Below are 18818 nucleotides of genomic sequence, written 5' to 3' on the forward strand. Positions count from 1 at the left end.
GATTTAATTGCTTTAATTGCAATTATCAGAGCCGCGCCTTCGCCCGGATGCGGCTCCGTCCGCACGCGCGGACCGGGTTACACGGCCCAGCATGCGCAACCGAGCGCACCGAAGAAGCCCTTGAGATCGGCTATCGGCAGCCTGGATGTCCACGCGCCGGCGTGGTCATGTCCGTGGACGTTGCAGGAACTCGCGCAGCCGCAGCTCGAGATCGCAGCGCGGCGCAAGGATTTCATGCCCGCTCCCTGCGGTTCACCCCATGCCGCATAGCCGCCAAACGTGCGAACGGGAGACCAGTCCGGCATGGCGGGCGGCACATCGTTCTCGTCGAGTGCTGCGAAGTCGCCCCCGCCATACACGATCTTTCCACCGACCATGGTCAACTGTGAGGACAGGAACGAGATTTCATCTTCGGCGCAGGAGAAATAGTCCTTGTCCGGCACCACGAGATCGGCGAACTGGCCTTTTTCGATCCGGCCCTTCTTGCCTTCTTCGTTGGAGAACCAGGTGACCTTCTCCGTCCACATGCGCAGCGCGGTCTCGCGGTCGAGGCAGTTCGCGCGCGGATAGAGCTGCATGCCGCCGACCGTCTTTCCGGTCACCATCCAGGAGAGCGAAACCCATGGATTGTACGATGCAACGCGTGTCGCATCGGTGCCTGCGGATACGTTGACGCCCTTTTCAAGCATGCGTTTTATCGGAGGCGTGGCCTCAGCGACACCATGACCATAGCGTTCGACAAAATATTCGCCCTGGTAAGCCATACGGTGCTGAGTGGCGATGCCGCCACCAAGAGCGGCGATCCGGTCGATCGAACGATCGGAGATCGTCTCCGCATGATCGAAGAACCAGTTGAGACCTTCGAGAGGAATGTCCTTGTTCACCTTTTCGAAGACGTCGAGCGAACGGGAGATGGTCTCGTCATACGTGGCATGCATTCGCCAGGGCCAGCGGTTTTCGGCGAGCACGCGAACCACCTCCTCGAGTTCGCCTTCCATCTCCGGCACCATTTCGGGCCGTGGTTGGCGGAAGTCCTCAAAGTCAGCTGCCGAGAAGACGAGCATCTCGCCGGCGCCATTGTGCCGGAAATAATCGTTACCCTGCTTGTATTTGACCGACTGTGTCCATTTAAGGAAGTCCTGTTTCTCTTCCTTCGGCTTCTGCGTGAACAGATTGTAGGCGAGACGGACCGTGAGTTGATCCTCGTCCGAAAGCTTCTGGATAACCGCATAATCGTCCGGATAGTTCTGGAAACCGCCGCCGGCGTCGATCACGCCGGTGACGCCCAGCCGGTTGAGTTCGCGCATGAAGTGGCGGGTAGAGTTTACCTGGTATTCGAACGGAAGCTTCGGCCCCCTGGAAAGGGTCGAATAGAGAATGCCCGCATTCGGCTTGGCAAGCAGAAGACCTGTCGGATTGCCGTTGGCATCTCGGGTAATCTCGCCACCCGGAGGGTTCGGCGTGTCTCTGGTATAGCCGACGGCGCGAAGGGCGGCGCCGTTTAGCAGCGCGCGGTCGTAGAGGTGGAGGAGAAAGACCGGGGTATCTGGCGCGATCGCGTTGATCTCTTCGATCGTCGGCAGGCGCTTCTCCGCAAACTGGTGCTCCGTGAAACCACCGACTACGCGGACCCATTGTGGAGCCGGTGTGATCGCTACCTGTCGCTTCAGCATGTCCATCGCATCGGCCAGCGACCGGATGCCATCCCACCGAAGCTCCATGTTGAAGTTGAGGCCACCGCGCACGACGTGGGTGTGATTGTCTATCAGGCCAGGCAGCATGCGCTTTCCTCGCAGGTCGATGATCCTGGTCTCCGGCCCCGCAAGCGCCATCACTTCGCTATCGGTTCCCACCTCCAGAAAGAGGCCGTCCTTGACCGCGACTGCGGTAGCGTTCGGATTTGCGCGATCGAGCGTCGTGATCATTCCGTTGTGGAAAACGATGTCTGCATACATGGAAGCGGCTCCGGTCTCGACTGGATCGGCGGCGTTGGCCGCTGAAAACAGATTGGAAAAGGCAAGGCTCGATGCCGCGCCAAGGAATGTTCGGCGCGTGGTCATCAGCTTTCCTCCGATGTCCGGTTTTCACGAGGTGGTTTCACCGCCACCACGTTCGCTCCGCCCTTCGGGAGGTGTCCGAACATGTGCGGTTTTATCTGGTGAAGCCAGGAGACTGTGGCAGGCTCGCGGTCCCATATGCTTTTTGCCAGGGGCACCAGCTGCTCACCGACGAGGATTCCGAGCAGACCGATAAGGGCGACGACAGGCGGGGCGGGCGAACGGACATTGAGCAGGCTGTAGATCACACCCACCAGCAGACCGGCACCGAGGGACAGGAGATAGATTTTCATCGCGGACAACCTTCGCTTTGGGGAAGCAATTCACTCCGGCAGACGGCGGTCTGCCGGAGTGATGGTGGTTTTTACTTCGCGGGGTTCGGGCCGATCCGTTTGCCATGGCTGACGCGCTCGGCACCGCCGTGGACATGGGTGACGGCATAGTCGACACCCATGCCGTAGGCGCCGGAATGCTCCTTCACCAGCGACGTGACCGCGTCATAGGTTTCCTTGCGGGCCCAGTCGCGCTGCCATTCCAAAAGGACCTGCTGCCAGGTGACCGGAACAACACCTGCCTGCACCATGCGGTCCATCGCATATTTGTGCGCATCAACGGAGGTGCCGCCGGAGGCATCCGCAACCATGTAGATCTCATAGTCGGTGTCGTTCATGCATGAGAGCGCGAAGGTCGTGTTGCAAACTTCGGTCCACAGGCCAGCGACGACGACTTTCCTGCGGCCTTCTGCGGCATGTTTGGCGAGCGCGTCGCGGACATTCTGGTCATCCCAGGAGTTCATCGACGTGCGTTCGAGGATATCATTGTCAGGGACGACCGCGAGCAGTTCCGGGAAAGTGTTGCCCGAGAAACTATCCGTCTCGACGGTGGTGATCGTCGTGGGGATATCGAAGATCCTGGCCGCCTTGGCGAGGCCGACGACATTATTCTTCAGGACCTGGCGGTCGATCGACTGGACGCCGAAGGCCATCTGCGGCTGCTGGTCGATGAAGATGATCTGGCTGTTCTGCGGGGTGAGGACCTGGAGTTTGTTGGACATCTCGTATCTTCCTTTGATCGGGTTGGAGATAAGTAATGGAGCAGGGAAGGCGGCCCGTCTTGAAAGTTATGCCGCCTTATTGTTGGAAAGCGACGTCAGGCGCCAAGCGGCGTGAGGCAGGCTTCGATCTGGTCGCGATAGGGCTCGTATCGGGCCGGTAGTTTCAATGCCTCGCCGAGGTGTGCCGTGTCCTCGTCGTGGTCGAATCCGGGTTCGTTCGTGGCGATTTCGAACAGGACGCCTCCGGGCGTCCGGAAGTAGATGGCCCAGAAATAATCGCGGTCGATAACAGGCGTCACCTGGTATCCCGTATCCATCAGGGCTTTGCGAACTTCGAGCTGCTTTGCGCGGTTCTCGACGGCGAAAGCGATGTGATGCACCGAGCCCGCACCTTGCCTTGCGTAAGGCCTTTCCGGATCGGTCTCGAGGTCGATAGTATCGGCGCCATTGCCGCCGGGGACGACGAAGCGGGCAACGTTTCCATCCGTCTCGGCGCGCTGGTAGCCCATGAAGCCGAGCAGCTCGGACGTCGCAGCGATGTCATGCAGGCTGAACTTCGCGCCGGCAAAACCACGGATACCGACGCTTTCGTCCATGCCCGCACCGTCCCAGGCCTTACGGCCGTCGTCTTCCGCTTCGACAAGGGCAAACCCCTCGCCGTCCGGTCCCCTGAACAGAAGACGCTCGGCACCGAAGGCGGTATCGGTAAGAAGGCCGTCGACTCTCTTTGCCAAGAGGCGATCCTGCCAGAAGGAGAGCGAACCCCTGGGAATTGCGAACTGTGTTTCGCTGACTTCTCCGACGCCGGGACGACCGCGCGCCGCGTCGGGGAAAGGGAAGTAGGTCATGACGGAGCCTGGAGTGCCGGCTTCGTCGCCATAATAGAGGTGGTAGACATTGGGGTCGTCGAAATTCACGGTCTTTTTGACGCGACGCAGGCCAAGCGTGTCCGTGAAGAACGCATTGTTCCGGCGGGCATCCGACGCCATCGACGTCATGTGATGCAGTCCCTTGATATCCTTGATCATGATGCTCGCCCTTCCGCGGCTGCGTTGGTTTGTCTGGTGTGATTGAAACCTACGCCCGTTGATTGTCGGTCGGAATTGCAATAATAATTGTCAATGAATTGTCAGGGATGAAATAATCAATGAACGACTACAAGTTGCTTCGAACCTTTCTGCTGGCCGCCGAGAAGCGGAATTTCGCGCAGGTCGCGCGCGAGCTCGACATGACCCCGGCAGCTGTCACGCGAGCGATCGCCGCCCTGGAAGAGGATCTTGGCGTGCAACTCTTCGTGCGGACCACGCGCCAGGTGTCCCTCACAACCGACGGCGCGATCTTCGCAGCCCAAATCCAGCCAGCGGTGCAGGCACTCGACAATGCACGCAAGGATGTGATGAATACCCACAAGGCGGATCGTGGCCGCCTGAGGATCAGCGCGCCAACCTGGTTCGGCCAGCAGGTCCTGCCGCCCATCCTCTCCGCATTCAGGGAGCGCTACCCGAAGATCAGCTTCGAGATTTCGCTTGCGGACGGGCTCGTGAATATCATCGACGACGATTATGATCTGGCGATCCGCATTTCCGCAGCCCCCTCGGACAAATTCACGATCTGGCGCAAGATTAGCGTCGTTCGTCGTATCCTCGTCGCCGCACCCGGCAGCCGGTTTTGCGACATGAAACACCCGAACGAACTCATTCCCGACGATTGCCTGGCGTATAGCGGTGAGAGCAGACGGGAGACCTGGACGCTGTCAGACGGCAACGGCAGTGCCACGATTTCTGCAGGCCGCGCATTCAGTGCCAATAGCGGGGAGTTGCTGGCGAGCATGGCTGCTGACGGTGTCGGCGTCGCCATGCTGCCCAAGTTCCATGTGGCCGAGCATCTGCGCATCGGACGGCTCGTCCACGTCCTGCAAGACTGGTCGCCGCCGGACCTGTGGTTGACCCTGTACTACCCTCCGTACCAGGCACTTCCGCCGCGCATCGCCTCATTCTCGAAGTTCTTCGAGCAGCAGATCCCGGTATTTATATCGGCAATCGAATGAACAGAGTTTGTGTTGAACAGGTTTTCGAATGGACTGCTGATGCCTGATCTTTGAGTGCGGGGACAACAGTTCACATCCCTTCAAGTCCCAGAGGTCCTGAGGCCGCCCTCTTTCCGCAGGCGGAGCGCATCACTCCCCTACAGCCACTCCCTCGCGTCGTGGATCAGCGCTGCCGGCCAAACCTTTGGCGGTCATCTCGATAGCATGCAAACCGGAATTCATCTCGCCCGGTTTCACCTCGTAACCCAGCGCCTTCAATGGCCCGATCAGGTCTTCCGCGCTGGTGCCGGCCTCGATGTCGTAGGTGCCGAACCGGTTGATGAGATGCGGCTGGGCGACGATCGCCTCCACCGGCATGCCCCAGTCGATATAGGCGATCAGCGCCTGCGCCACATAGCCGATGATCTGGCTGCCGCCCGGCGAACCGATGGCGAGCAGCGGCTTGCCATCCTTCATCACGATGGTCGGGGCCATGGAGGAGCGCGGCCGTTTGCCGGGCTCGACGCGATTGGCGACCGGCAGGCCGCCGTCATGGGTCTTGAAGGAAAAATCCGTCAACTCGTTATTGAGCAGGAAGCCGTTCGTCATCAGGCGTGAGCCGAAGCCGCTTTCGATCGTCGTTGTCATCGAGACCACGTTGCCGTCCTTGTCGACAATGACAAAATGGCTTGTGGAGGGCAACTCGAGCGCGGCGTCCCGGCCAAAAAGCAGCGCGTGATCCCATTCCGGCTCGCCGGCCTTGACGGCATCCTTGGCCAGCGCCTTGTCGCCGTCGAGCAGCTTTGCCCTCTCACCTAGATAGGACTTGTCCAACAGACCCTTGATCGGTAGCGGCACGAAATCGGTGTCAGCGACGTAACGTTCGCGGTCGGCGAAGGCGAGACGCTGCGCATCGCCGATAATGCGCCAGCTGTCGATATTTTTCGGCCCCAGGGCCTTGAGATCAAAATTCTCCACCAGACCGAGCATCTGGCCGATGGCGATGCCGCCCGACGATGGCGGTCCCATGCCGCAAACATCAAGAGCACGATAGATAAAGCAGACCGGTTCGCGCTCGATGACGCGATAGCTGGAAAGATCGGTCAACGACAGTACGCCGGGATTGTCGGCCGCCTCGCGCACAGTCTTGACGATCGCCTCGGCAATTCGCCCCTTGTAAAAGGCATCGGCGCCGCCTTTGGCGATTGCCGCAAGCGTCTCGGCATAGGCCGGGTTCTTCAACGGAGCACCAGCCTGCAGGGCGGTCCCGGAGGCGTCAAAGAAATAGGACCGAGGTTCTGTATATTTCTTCAACCGGTCACCCTCGGACGCGATCAGGGAGGCAAGGCGCGGCGACACCTTGAAGCCCTCGGTCGCCAGCGTTTCCGCCGGCTTCAGCAGGCTTGCCCATTCCGCCTTTCCATAGCGTTTGTGGGCTTCCTCCAGAAGTCGCACCGATCCCGGCGTGCCAACGGAGCGGCCGCCGATCACAGCGTCCATGAATTTTAGCGGTTGACCATTGTTATCCAGGAAGAGCTTTGGGGTGGTTTCCATCGGCGCCGTCTCGCGGCCGTCAAACGTCGTAAGTCTGCCGCTTTTCGCGTGGTAATAGACTAGGAAGGCACCGCCGCCGAGACCGGAACTCTGTGGTTCAACGAGGCCGAGCACGGCCTGCACCGCCACCATCGCATCGATGGCGTTACCACCCCTGGCGATCACGTCACGCCCCGCCTCGGCCGCCAGCGGATTGGCCGCCGCCACCATGAAGCTCTTTGACTCGACACGTCTGGCAATCGCAACATCAGTCGCTTTCTCGGGCGCCACCGTGTCGGACGCCTGCTGGGCGGAGACGATCGCGGTGGATAGTATTAAGGCGAGAAAGGCCTCACTGAGAAATCTCATTTCCATTAGCCTTATCCTCCAGAGAGGCACTGGTCAGGTGTAAACAGAGGATCCAACTGGGCCAGCAGGCAGGTCGCGTATCGACCCAGGCGCGGGCAGTTTTTTCCGAACTCTTCCCTGCTCCCGGAAACGCGCGGCGTTCGCCCGTATTTCGGGGAGTATGCCGGTTGTTCCACGAGCTTTGATTGAGCGCGTCGCTCTTTTCAGCACTATGATGGCTGTTTGGCCGCATGTCCATCATGTCCAGGGGGCGACTTCTCGTCTGATCACTGCACCTCGCTGAGCTCAGGCATCAGCCGAAGAGGGTAGGTACGCGTCTGTGCTGATCGCACTGAATGTATGGCTTTCAAACCTGTCCAGATACAATCCGTCGAGCATCGAGATCGCGTTGAGAGAAGGCCGTTGAACAAGGACGTTTTGTTAGACGGAAGCACACCTTCGCGCCCCAGCTCCTTGTGTCATGTTGTTATTCGGCAACGCTCGCGAACTAAAAACTGAAATAACTTGATCCTATGCAACCCGATTTCGGCCAGAAAATCCAGGGAGGTTGAAAAATATGAGTTTTTTTATCTTGTTTTTTCTTTGCCCGCTTCAGACTGCCAGACAGTGGCCTTGCCCAAGCAAATTGTGTCCCTTAAGCAGGCCTTCCAAACGACCAGCAAAAGTAAACTAGAGCAAGCTTCGTGTTCCGATGAGCGTAAAGACGGAAAAGATAACTGCACTCTATGTGGCCGAACATGACCGACTGGAACGCCAGATTTGCCGGCGGGTCGGATGCCGGGCGACCGCTTGTGATCTCGTCCATGACATTTTCCTGCGCCTGTGGGAGCGGGCAATGGATCGACGGGGTGATGAGGCCGCCTACCTGTCGCGCTGTGCAAGAAACGCAGCAGTCGATCATATGCGGTCGGAGCGTTCCCGTCGTGAATTCTTTGCAGGCATGCTTCCTGAACAATATGCGCCAGATCCCATTTCGCCACATGAAATCGTTTCGGCCAGGCAGCAAATCAGAGGCATTGACAATGCTCTGGCGGCGCTTCCCAAACGAACGCGGCATATCTTTCTTCTCAATCGTATACACGGGAAATCTTTCTCAGAGATAGCGGTTGCCATGGGTATTTCGCAGCGCGCCGTTGCAAAGCACATGGCGCGTGCTGTGGCTGTTTGCGTCGAAACGGTATAGAGACGATCGATTTCCGCTTTGTCGGAAAACGTAGTAAAGGCGTCCTTGAAAGCCTGACTCTGCCTAATCCTGTCCAACCAACAGAATACAGATGACCTCGACAAACCATTCTTCACAGCATCGCTCGAGTTCCCAGATACGCGACGAGGCGAAACAGTGGTTTGTAGCTTTGCTTCAGGCTCCGAGTGTTTCAAAGCAGAGGGAGTTTGAAGAGTGGCTCCGTGCGGACCCTGCGCACTTTGACGCTTATCAGGTTGTCGAGACTGCTTGGCATGCCGCCGAAAAACCCGGACAGAGGCTTGCTCAGGAGGAAGCCGATGAACTCGCCGGTTACGTCCGGATCATTGACCGGAACAAACGCGATAGGAAGTCTCTACGCCGCCTTTCCGTTCTGAGCATATTTCTTGCATTCTTGCTGGGTGGTGTCATCTGGCTGGAGCGCCCCGGTCTGCTGGAGGATCTCTCTGCGGATTACGTTACGGCGCGGGCCGAGCGCCAGCATATTACGCTTGCTGACGGTTCAGTGGTTCTTCTCGATGCCGATAGCGCTTTGATGGAAAGTCACTCATCGACCGAACGACGCGTCAGTCTTCTCCGCGGCGGCGCCTTTTTCGATGTAAAACCATCCCAAACACCATTTGTTGTCGAAGCCGCCAATGGTGAGGTCAGCGTCCTGGGAACAGGCTTTGACGTGCGCATTGTCGAGGAGGGCGTCGTCGTTACGCTTGAGCATGGTCGAGTTTCGGTACGCACTGGTGAGGATACGGTACCAACGATACTGGCGCCGGGACAGCAGGTTCGCTTCGGTTCGAACGGCGTTGGAGCCGTACAAAATGTTGACCTTGAAGATGCGCTCGCCTGGCGAGGGGGACGCTATACCTTCTACCGCGCCCGCCTTGGGGATGTCGTCCGCGAGATTCAACGATATCGCAAGGGCCGCATCGTGATCGCGACGTCGACGCTTGGCGAGGAGCGGGTGACGGGAAGCTTTTCACTGGCGGACACAGATGCCGCACTTTCGTCTCTGCAAGCCAGCGTCGGTTTCCGTATGAATACGCTGTTCGGCCGCATGACGGTGATCGGACCGTGAATTTTTTAGACACGATATCAATGACTTGCGTATTTTTTTCAGAGAAATTCCATTTCCGGGTTCAGTGATCGGCCTCTTCATCCGTGAACGTAGTAGGGAGCACGGAGAACCCCGCTTTGCGTTTCAGCCGTGCCCCATATTCGAAGCGAGAAGGGCATAAGATCATGACGGGGCAGAGAAAACACAGGGTCCGCCATACAGTGGCTGCCGCGCTGATGGCTGCGACAGGCGCAGGCCTGGTTGGAGCCGCGCAGGCGCAGCAGCAAACAACACAACGCCAGTTCAGCTTCAACATTTCACGGAAATCTGTTCCCCAGGCCGTCAACGAGATTGGTCGCGTCACCGGGCTTTCTGTCGTTTTTCGTGAAAATCGCCCGATCATCGCGTCCGCCAATCCCGTGCAAGGTTCGCTGACTGCTGAGCAGGCGCTTACGATGCTGCTGTCGGGGACAGGTCTTAGCTATCGTTTCAGCAATGCAACGACGGTTCAGGTGTTTGATCCAGCAGCGTTGGGCACAAGCGGAGCGGCGGTTTCGGTAAATGGCTCTACAGTCCTGCAGACAATCACCGTCGCGGGCGAGAGTGCCTTCGGTCCGGTTGACGGCATTGTTGCCGCCCGGTCTGCGACAGGTACTAAAACAGATACCCCTCTCATCGAAGTTCCGCAGTCCATCAGTGTCATCTCTGCGACCGAAATACGCGAACGCGGCACTGAATCTGTAAAGGACGCAGTCAAGTACAGCGCAGGTGTTGGCGTCGGTGGCTCGGACAGCTCAATTCGTTCATTCGACAACATGTCAATCCGCGGCTTTGCGCCAGCACCGCTCTATCTTGATGGAACCTATCTTCCCTATACGGGTGATAGTGGCGGCTCTCCACAGATAGATCCCTATCTTCTTGAACGTGTAGAGGTAATGAGGGGGCCTTCTTCAGTGCTCTATGGCCAGAACTATCCGGGTGGCATTGTCAATATGGTCAGCAAGCGGCCAACAAGCGCACCTCTTGGAGAAGTCGTAGTAGGAACGGGCACCGACGGTAGAGCATATAGTGCATTTGATGTTTCCGGCCCTGTCGCCGACAGTGATCAGTACTTCTACCGATTGACGGGCGTCGCCACCCGCACGGACACAAATATAGACTATACAAATGAAAAGCGCCTGATGATCGCGCCGTCATTCACCTGGAAGCCGCAGGGCGGTACCGAACTGTCGATCATCACACATTTCCAAAAAGACAAAGGTCGCCCGGACTACCGTCCGCTTCCTTACGAGGGAACTGTTGTTTCCAGCCCACTTGGCAAGATTGATCGGGACCTTTTCACAGGTGAGCCGGACTATAACCGCTATGAACGCACCCAGGCCGTTGTCGGTTACCAATTCGACCATGAGTTCAATGATGTGTTTTCCGTCCATCATAACGCAAGGTATATTTACGTTGACGATTCTTACAGGACGTTCTTCAGCAACGGTTACGTCACAACCGGCGGCGTAACCGATTATACGAAGCTCAACCGAAATGCGTATGATTACGCCAGCAAAAACTCTGTTTTTGCCACCGACACCAACCTTCAGGCGAGCTTCGAAACAGGACCCATTGAGCACAACGCCATTGTCGGCGTGGACTACAAATGGTTCAAGAATGATTATTCCGGCTATTACGGATTCGGCAATACGCCGATTGACATCGTTGATCCGATCTATGGCAACTACAGAAGGCCGACACTCGGAGCGCGGTGGGATAACAGGATCAGCCAGCTCGGCGTTTACGCGCAAGATCAGATAAAGTGGGACAACTGGGTTCTCACGTTAGGCGGGCGTTACGACACAGCGTGGCAGGACGATAACGATATTCTTGGTTCCCATCGATCAAAGAAGACGGACCACGACTTTACGGGCCGGGCAGGCCTCACCTATCTTTTCGACAACGGTATTGCTCCGTATGTGGGCTACGCGACATCTTTCATGCCCTATTCCGGTTTCGACGGTAATTCCAATCCCTTCAAGCCGACAACGGGTCAACAGTACGAGGCAGGCGTCAAATATCAGCCGGTTGGCTACGATGCGATGTTCACTCTCTCTGCCTATGACCTGAAGCAACAGAATGTGCCCACCTACGACATGTTCACCAATGTCGAGTCTCAAACGGGTGAGATCCACGTTCAGGGTTTGGAGTTTGAAGCCAAGGCCACATTTTTCGACAGTCTGGATGTCATCGCGGCAGCCTCTTACACCGACTCGGTTTACTCCAAGGCCAACGATGGCACCCAAGGTAACAAGGTGCGCTTCATGCCGCCTGTGGCCGCGTCACTTTGGGTAAAATATAACGTCTCCGACGGTCCGTTGGAGGGACTGGGTATAGGGGGCGGCGTAAGGTATTCGGGCAGCGGTTACGGCAACGCCGCGAATTCGTTCAAATACCCGGCTTATACAGTTTTTGACGCTGCGATCTCGTATGACTTTGGCGTAAAAAACGAGGACCTCAAAGGGCTCAGTCTGAATGTGACCGCCTCAAACATTTTCGACAAGTCGTATGTTTCTGGATGCAGCTACCTCAACGCCTGCTTCTATGGTCAGGCGAGAACGATCGCTGCAAATCTAAGCTATAAGTTTTAATGGCTGGCTCCGCCATATTATGGCGGAGCCACACGTTCATCTGCAAAACCCTGAACTTGATCGGCAACAAAGTCCATGCGCTCTGCAACTTCACTACATATTCGTGGCGCAGTACGAATTCTCATTGTGACGATCAGTGTTCTCGTGAGCTGGGCGCCGGCTTGGAGCGAAAACAGTTTTCCCCGCACTGTTTCACATGTGTTTGGCGAGACCATTGTCGAGAAAGAACCTGTCCGTGTCGTTACACTCGGCTGGAGCGGCGAAGACGCGCTGCTTGCGCTTGGTATCCAGCCTGTGGCGATGACCCGCTACCGCTTTTTTGAAAGCGGGATGTTTCCCTGGGCAGAGGCGCGAATCGGAAAATCTGCACCCATCCTTTTGTCCGGTGAACTGGACTACGAGGAAATCGCCGCGCTGCGCCCGGATCTCATTCTGGGCGTCTATTCCGGTATGGATCAACTAAGCTTTCAACGGCTTTCAGCGATAGCTCCGACCGTGGCATATCGATCGGGGCCATGGAAGGCTGACTGGAAAGAGCAACTTGAATTGGTCGGTGACGCAGTTGGAAAGTTGGGTCAAGCAAGGGCACTGATTTTTGAGACAACAGCGGCGTTTTCTAGTCTCGGAAACACTTACCCTGTTATGGCCGGAAAAAGCTTCACTTTCGGGACGTATTTTGCAGGTGGCAACAATGTCGTCATCTATCTCCCTTCTGACCCGCGCGTGAAGGCGTTGACGGAAATGGGACTTGTTTCATCCGCTGGTGTGGCTGAACTTGAAAAAAAGCATCCCGGCGAAACTTCCGTCTCGTTAAGTCTCGAAGAAATTTCTTCAATCGATGCCGACGTCCTGATCATGTGGTACGGCGAGGGAGCGCGCAATGCAGCCGAGGCGCAACCGTTGTTCGGCGCGCTTGGAGCGGTAAAACGCGGATCCTATGTTGCGCTCGAACTCCCCGTCGATGTGTGGTCGACATCCGCACTTAGCGTGCTTTCCATTCCGTATGGTTTTCCAAGATTCGTACCGCGTCTCGCCGAGGCGGCAAGACGCTCGCAGGAGTAGCGTGATGCACAATAATCAGAACCCGACTGTCTCGGGCACCGCTGACGGCCAGGCCGATGCCTATCGCGGGCATGAACGCGACGCGGATGATGATCATGACCACGATCCCTATATCGAGGACTATTTTCTGGCGACTACCATGTCCGTGGAGCAACTGACACCGTCTATGGTGCGGATAATTCTGAAGGTAGATGGTGGCGAGCGGCTTGTGGCAAGTGGGCATCCGGACGAGTGGGTGAGGCTTGCGCTGAAGCCTGACGGCGAGACGCCCGTAACCCTGCCGGTGCTTATGGAGAACGGCAAGTGGGGTAGACCGGATGGATCGCAGCATTGCCCCAATCGTCCATACACGGTCCGACGCTGGGATTCCGACACCTGCGAGATGACGATCGACCTGGTCGCGCATGAGGGTGGTGTCGCGGCAGAATGGGCAATGCATGCGCGGGTCGGCGATGTGGTCGGCGTCTGCAATCCGGAAGGTCGCTTCTGGATCCCAAAGCGCAGTGTGTGGCTTTTCATGTTGACCGATATCACCGGGCTTCCAGCCGTGGGACGCGTGCTGGAGGAACTTCCACCCGGGTTCAAGACTGTCGTACATGTCGAAATAACCTGCGAGGAGGATCGGCAGGAGATCGAAACTCGTGCGGATGTGTCGATGTCCTGGCACGTGTGTCACGGGCAGCGACCTGACCGGGAAGGTTATACCGAACTACCGCGCATCGCTGGCGCGATTCATGCGTTGCCTGATGGACCGGGCTACATCTACATCGCTGGCGAAGCGAAGGCTGTTTCTGCTTGCCGCAAACATTTCCGCGACACACTTGGTTTCGACAAAAACCGTATCGACGCCATCGGTTACTGGATCGAGGGGCAGGCACGGGTGTGATCGCGATCCAGCAGCGATATTCAGGTCTTTCCATTGCCGTTCTCGTGGCAAGCCTGCTTGTGCTTTTTGCGACTTGTGTCCTCAGCCTGCTGATCGGCGCGCGCTCAATATCACCATCGATGGCATGGGATGCCCTGCGTGCCTATGATGCAGGCCTTACCGACCACATCATCATCCGTGATTATCGCCTACCCCGCACTCTGCTCTGTATTATGTCTGGAGCAGCCTTTGGCGTATCCGGGGCATTGATCCAGGCGACAACACGCAATCCCTTGGCGGATCCGGGCATTCTTGGCGTCAATGCAGGTGCGGCCTTCTTCGTGACGATCACCGTGGGTCTATTCGGATGGCAGTCGATCGGTTCATATGTCTATGCCGCCTTTGTCGGCGCGGTGGTTGTGGCGCTCCTCGTCTATGCTTTGGGTGCAGCGGGTCGCGACGGCGCGACACCGGTCCGGCTGGTGCTGTCGGGCGTTGCCGTGTCGGCCGTGCTGGGCGGTATCGGTTCCTCGATCACGCTGCTGAACCCGCAGGCCTTTGACACCATTCGCATGTGGTCGATCGGTTCGGTGGCGGGTCGCGACATGTACGTGGTGGAAACGGTCGCACCGTTCATCCTCGTTGGACTGGCCGTCTCGCTGGCCGCATCGCATGCTCTCAATGTCATGGTACTTGGAGATGATCTGGCGCGGTCGCTGGGCGCCAGCATCCTGCGTGCCCGCATTCTTGTGGTGATCGCCGTCACGCTGCTCGCCGGTGCGGCTACGGCCGCGGTCGGCCCAATCGGTTTTGTGGGCCTGATGGTACCGCATATGGTGCGCTGGTTCACCGGAACTGACCAGAGATGGATTGTACTTCTCACCATGATCGTTGCACCGGTCCTGTTGCTGATTGCCGATATTACGGGTCGCCTGATCCTTTACCCCAATGAACTTGAGGCGGGTATCGTCACGGCTTTTCTTGGCGCACCTGTGCTGATCCTTCTGGCCCGTGGAAGAAAGGCCAAGAGTTTATGATCGTTTCACGGCAAACCAGCATCGACTTCGGTCGTTGCACTGTGGTGCTGAGAGCCTTTCGGGATCGCCTGTCATGGCGCCTGGACGCCAGAGGCATGATTATCATTGCCATTCTGTGCGGGCTTGCAGTCCTCATGGCGATCCTGTCGCTGAACAGCGGTAAATACCCCATGGCCGTCATGGAGGTGATCGGAGCTCTTGCCGGAGTGGCAGATGCTGGATCGTCAGGTGGAGCCGATGACATGGCGCGGATGATCGTCTTCGAATGGCGGCTGCCACGGGTCGCGCTTGCTTTGCTTCTGGGCAGCGCGCTTGGCATGAGCGGGGCGATCTTCCAGTCCCTGACGCGCAATCCCCTCGGTTCTCCAGATGTCATCGGCTTCTCGGCCGGATCCTATACGGGTGCGCTGGTGGTGATCCTGATGATGTCGGGCGGTTACTACGAGACGGCTGCCGGTGCCCTTACCGGTGGCATCATGTCGGCTGCGACCGTCTATCTGCTGGCATGGCGTCGGGGCGTGCAGGGGTTCCGGTTGATCATCATCGGCATTGGCGTCGCTGCCATGCTCGGTGCCTTCAATAGCTGGATGATACGCCAGGCTGATTTGCAGGTGGCGATGTCGGCTTCCATCTGGGGAGCCGGTTCCCTGAACGGGCTCGGTTTCGATCAGCTGGTTCCCGTGACAATCGTGCTATGTTGTCTCGTTCCAATGGCCATTTTCCTGTCACGGCCGATGCGGCAGCTGGAATTGGGTGATGATACGGCACGCGCGTCGGGCATCAAGGCCAATGCCATGCGGCTTGCACTAATGGTACTGGGTGTGGCGCTGACGGCTACCGTCACGGCTGCTGCCGGACCAATCTCTTTCATTGCATTGGCCGCACCCCAGATCGCACGGCGACTGACCCGTTCAGGCGGCGTTGCACTGGTGCCTGCGGGCCTTACTGGCGGGGTATTGCTGATCGCTGCCGACTGGGCAGCTCAGCATGCGCTGGGTGTCCAGCTTCCTGTCGGCGTCATGACGGTGAGCATCGGTGGGTTTTACTTTATATGGCTGCTCGTCAGGGAGGGACGCAAATGATCGCCGACGCTACCCATCCAACCAGCCAGGAGAAAGGGAACCGGCAGCTCATGTCCCAGACCATTCCGAACCGCCTGCATGCCGACAGCGTCACACTGCGTTACGATGAGCGAACGGTGTCGCAAGGCCTGTCTGTGTCAATTGCCGATGGCTCCTTTACTGTCATCGTCGGCCCGAATGCCTGCGGGAAGTCCACACTTCTGCGAGCCCTGTCGCGATTGCTCACCCCAGCTGCGGGAAAGGTCATCCTTGACGGCCGTAATATTGGTGATCTTTCAGCTAAAGGTGTGGCACGGCAGATAGGGCTTTTATCGCAAAGTGCCGTCGCCCCTGAGGGCATTACGGTCGCGGACCTTGTGGCGCGAGGCCGTTACCCGTACCAGTCGTTCCTGAGGCAATGGTCGAAGGCAGACGAAGACGCGGTGGTCGCGGCCATGCAGGCCACCCATGTCACGAACCTCTCCGGCCGCAACGTGGATGAACTGTCGGGCGGCCAACGCCAGCGCGTCTGGATCGCGATGGCGTTGGCACAGGAAACACCGATCCTGTTGCTTGACGAACCAACAACCTTCCTCGACATTGGTCACCAGATCGAGCTTCTCGATCTGGTGGCCGATCTCAATGCACAAGGTCGCACCGTCGTTGCCGTACTGCATGATATCAACCATGCCTGTCGTTATGCGACCCGGCTGATCGTCATGAAGGATGGGGCGGTTATCGCCGAAGGTCCACCGAACACCATTGTCACGGCGCAGCTGGTGCAGGACGTCTTTGATTTACCTTGCATCGTCATTCCCGATCCGGTCTGCGGCACGCCCATGGTCGTGCCGAAGGGGAGGAGACAACATGGAGGTAATTCCAGATGGGCGGAGAGACAGGCATCGGATTAAAGCGTCTGACCAAAAATACATGAAAGATTTCGTTGGTGGCGCTTAACGATTTCAGGTCGATGGCTCTACGCTGCGACATTGGAATTTATGTCTACAAATAATGTCCGAGCCGTATCGCCAGCGCCACTGCCGGTGCACACTTTGAGGACGGCTTGAGCTACTACGATCTCGCAGCAGGAAAACTGGTCGCTTTAGAAACGGGTGCGCTGGTCAGCAAACTCGGAGAGCCTGCATGCGAGGGCTCGGTCCTGGCTGGCAGACCCAATCTGCATCGATAGCATGGTAGAAATACTGGTGGGCTGAGGAAATTCTGGCCCGGATTCGCCTGGCACGGCCCGGCTATACTCTACGGTACTACCTCCGCCGAAAACGCAGATTTGATCAGTGTTTTCGTATATTCAGCCGCCGGCCGGTTGAATATCGCATCCGTTTCTCCTTCCTCTTCAATCTTCCCGTTTCTCATTACGATGACGTAATCCGAAATGGCCTTGATGACAGAGAGATCATGGCTGATGAAAATGTAGGAAAGGCCGTGCGTTTTCTGCAGATTACGCAGCAGGTCGATAACCTGTCCTTGAATGGATCGGTCCAGCGCAGATGTAGGTTCGTCGAGAATGACGACGTCCGGCTTGAGGATGATCGCGCGGGCGATTGCGATACGCTGGCGTTGCCCGCCTGAAAACTCGTGCGGGTAACGGTTGCGGGCGGCGGGATCGAGACCGACTTCTTTCAGTGCTTCGATTGCCCGCTTGTCTCTCTCCGCGCGGCTGAGCTGTGGCTCGTGTACAAAGAGACCCTCAGTGATAATCTCCCCGACAGTCTGTCTTGGCGAAAGCGAACCATAGGGATCCTGGAAGACAAGCTGCAACTGTCGTCGCAATGGCCTCATTGCCTTCCTGCCAAGTCCGCTGATTTCCGTCTTGCCGAAGAAAATGCGGCCCTTCGCAGAGATAAGACGCAGAAGCGCGCGGCCAAGCGTGGACTTGCCCGATCCGGATTCACCCACGATGCCGATGGTCTGCCCTTGATGAAGATTGACACTTACGCTGTCCACGGCCCGGAACTCCCGCGACTTCGACAGGAAGCCGCCCGGTATCACATAATCAATCGTCACGTCCTGGCCGGAGAGAACAACCGGTGCCTCTTCACCGACAGGCAGCTTGCGCCCGCTGGGTTCGGCATCGAGAAGCATCCTCGTATAGTCCGCCTGCGGGCGCTCGAAGATGTCTTCCGTCGCACCGGATTCAACGATTTCGCCGCGGCGCATAACCGCAACACGATCAGCAAAATGCCTGACCACACCGAGATCGTGCGTGATCAGCACCACGGCCATGCCGAAGCGCTGCTGCAACGACTTCAGAAGATCGAGGATCTGCGCCTGGATTGTCACATCGAGCGCGGTGGTTGGCTCATCCGCGATCAGAATATCCGGCTCGTTTGCCAGCGCCATGGCGATCATGACGCGCTGGCGCTGGCCGCCGGAAAGCTCATGTGGGTAGCTGTCGATCCGCCGTTCCGGGTCGGGTATACCGACAAGCTTCAGAAGTTCGAGAACGCGTGCCCTCGCTTGCTTCCTGCTTCCTCCCCGGTGATGGAGGATTGGTTCGGCGATCTGCGCGCCGATCCTGTAGAGAGGATCGAGCGAGGTCATCGGCTCCTGGAAAATCATGGTGATTTTCGCGCCCCGGATATTGTTCAGCTCTTTGACCGGCAGGCCTATCAATTCGCGTCCACGATATTGAGCCGAACCCTGGATGACACCGTTGGAAGCCAAGAGGCCCATGATGCCCATCATGGTCTGGCTTTTGCCGGAGCCGGATTCTCCAACGACAGCAAGTGTTTCTCCCTGCCTGACGTGGAGATCGATGCCTTTGACGGCGCTGACCGTGCCGTCTGGCGTGGTGAAATCGACCTTGAGACTGCGGACGGTGAGAATGTTTTCAGATGTCGTGTTCATG

The 18818-nt window shown here is 57.7% G+C and carries 15 protein-coding genes; 9 read left to right on the forward strand and 6 right to left on the reverse strand.

Annotation, left to right across the window (positions count from 1 at the left end; all coding sequences use genetic code 11):
- Positions 1 to 77 precede the first annotated feature (77 nt).
- The 4 genes from RS75_RS11995 to RS75_RS12010 form a co-directional block, all read right to left on the reverse strand.
- A complete protein-coding gene (locus RS75_RS11995; protein WP_045020677.1) occupies positions 78 to 2060 on the reverse strand; it encodes an amidohydrolase in 1983 nt (660 codons plus the stop codon).
- The gene (locus tag RS75_RS12000) at positions 2060 to 2350 is read right to left on the reverse strand and encodes a XapX domain-containing protein (RefSeq protein ID WP_045020679.1); all 291 of its coding nucleotides are present in this window, start codon (positions 2348 to 2350) and stop codon (positions 2060 to 2062) included. The genes RS75_RS11995 and RS75_RS12000 overlap by 1 nt, the downstream gene beginning before the upstream one ends.
- A 71-nt stretch (positions 2351 to 2421) precedes the next feature.
- On the reverse strand, positions 2422 to 3111 hold the full coding sequence (locus RS75_RS12005; RefSeq protein ID WP_045020682.1) for a hydrolase: 690 nt from the start codon (positions 3109 to 3111) through the stop codon (positions 2422 to 2424).
- Positions 3112 to 3206: 95 nt separating this feature from the next.
- A complete protein-coding gene (locus RS75_RS12010) occupies positions 3207 to 4139 on the reverse strand; it encodes a ring-cleaving dioxygenase (RefSeq protein ID WP_045020684.1) in 933 nt (310 codons plus the stop codon).
- 119 nt (positions 4140 to 4258) lie between these two features.
- On the opposite strand from RS75_RS12010, the gene RS75_RS12015 reads away from it, so the two are divergent.
- Positions 4259 to 5158: a LysR family transcriptional regulator gene (locus RS75_RS12015; RefSeq protein WP_045020685.1), complete on the forward strand. Its 900-nt coding sequence runs from the start codon at positions 4259 to 4261 to the stop codon at positions 5156 to 5158.
- A 129-nt stretch (positions 5159 to 5287) separates the two neighbouring features.
- Here RS75_RS12015 and ggt read toward each other — a convergent pair whose 3' ends face one another.
- Positions 5288 to 7045 (reverse strand): gamma-glutamyltransferase, encoded by a 1758-nt coding sequence (gene ggt / locus RS75_RS12020; RefSeq protein ID WP_045020687.1) that lies wholly within the window; start codon positions 7043 to 7045, stop codon positions 5288 to 5290.
- Positions 7046 to 7730: 685 nt separating this feature from the next.
- Here ggt and RS75_RS12025 point away from each other — a divergent pair.
- From RS75_RS12025 to RS75_RS12060, 8 genes are all read left to right on the forward strand, one after another.
- Positions 7731 to 8222 carry an RNA polymerase sigma factor gene (locus RS75_RS12025; protein WP_045020688.1) on the forward strand — a complete coding sequence of 164 codons (492 nt, stop codon included), beginning with the start codon at positions 7731 to 7733 and terminating at the stop codon, positions 8220 to 8222.
- Between the two features lie 91 nt (positions 8223 to 8313).
- Positions 8314 to 9312: a FecR family protein gene (locus RS75_RS12030; RefSeq protein WP_045020691.1), complete on the forward strand. Its 999-nt coding sequence runs from the start codon at positions 8314 to 8316 to the stop codon at positions 9310 to 9312.
- Between the two features lie 164 nt (positions 9313 to 9476).
- On the forward strand, positions 9477 to 11924 hold the full coding sequence (locus tag RS75_RS12035) for a TonB-dependent siderophore receptor (protein ID WP_045020868.1): 2448 nt from the start codon (positions 9477 to 9479) through the stop codon (positions 11922 to 11924).
- Positions 11925 to 11999: 75 nt separating this feature from the next.
- Positions 12000 to 12986, forward strand: a complete 987-nt coding sequence (locus tag RS75_RS12040; RefSeq protein ID WP_045020694.1) for an iron-siderophore ABC transporter substrate-binding protein — start codon at positions 12000 to 12002, stop codon at positions 12984 to 12986.
- 4 nt (positions 12987 to 12990) lie between these two features.
- Positions 12991 to 13872: a siderophore-interacting protein gene (locus RS75_RS12045; RefSeq protein ID WP_084686818.1), complete on the forward strand. Its 882-nt coding sequence runs from the start codon at positions 12991 to 12993 to the stop codon at positions 13870 to 13872.
- Positions 13869 to 14888, forward strand: a complete 1020-nt coding sequence (locus RS75_RS12050) for a FecCD family ABC transporter permease (protein WP_234704261.1) — start codon at positions 13869 to 13871, stop codon at positions 14886 to 14888. The genes RS75_RS12045 and RS75_RS12050 overlap by 4 nt, the downstream gene beginning before the upstream one ends.
- 95 nt (positions 14889 to 14983) lie before the next feature.
- Positions 14984 to 15970, forward strand: coding sequence for a FecCD family ABC transporter permease (locus RS75_RS12055; protein WP_234704262.1), 987 nt, complete (start codon positions 14984 to 14986; stop codon positions 15968 to 15970).
- Between the two features lie 50 nt (positions 15971 to 16020).
- Positions 16021 to 16860: an ABC transporter ATP-binding protein gene (locus tag RS75_RS12060; RefSeq protein WP_045020875.1), complete on the forward strand. Its 840-nt coding sequence runs from the start codon at positions 16021 to 16023 to the stop codon at positions 16858 to 16860.
- Between the two features lie 346 nt (positions 16861 to 17206).
- Here the strand turns inward: RS75_RS12060 and RS75_RS12065 are convergent, their stop codons facing one another.
- Positions 17207 to 18817, reverse strand: a complete 1611-nt coding sequence (locus tag RS75_RS12065) for an ABC transporter ATP-binding protein (protein WP_045020699.1) — start codon at positions 18815 to 18817, stop codon at positions 17207 to 17209.
- Between the last annotated feature and the right edge of the window lies 1 nt (position 18818).

This window comes from Rhizobium nepotum 39/7 (assembly GCF_000949865.1).
GTDB lineage: Bacteria > Pseudomonadota > Alphaproteobacteria > Rhizobiales > Rhizobiaceae > Agrobacterium > Agrobacterium nepotum.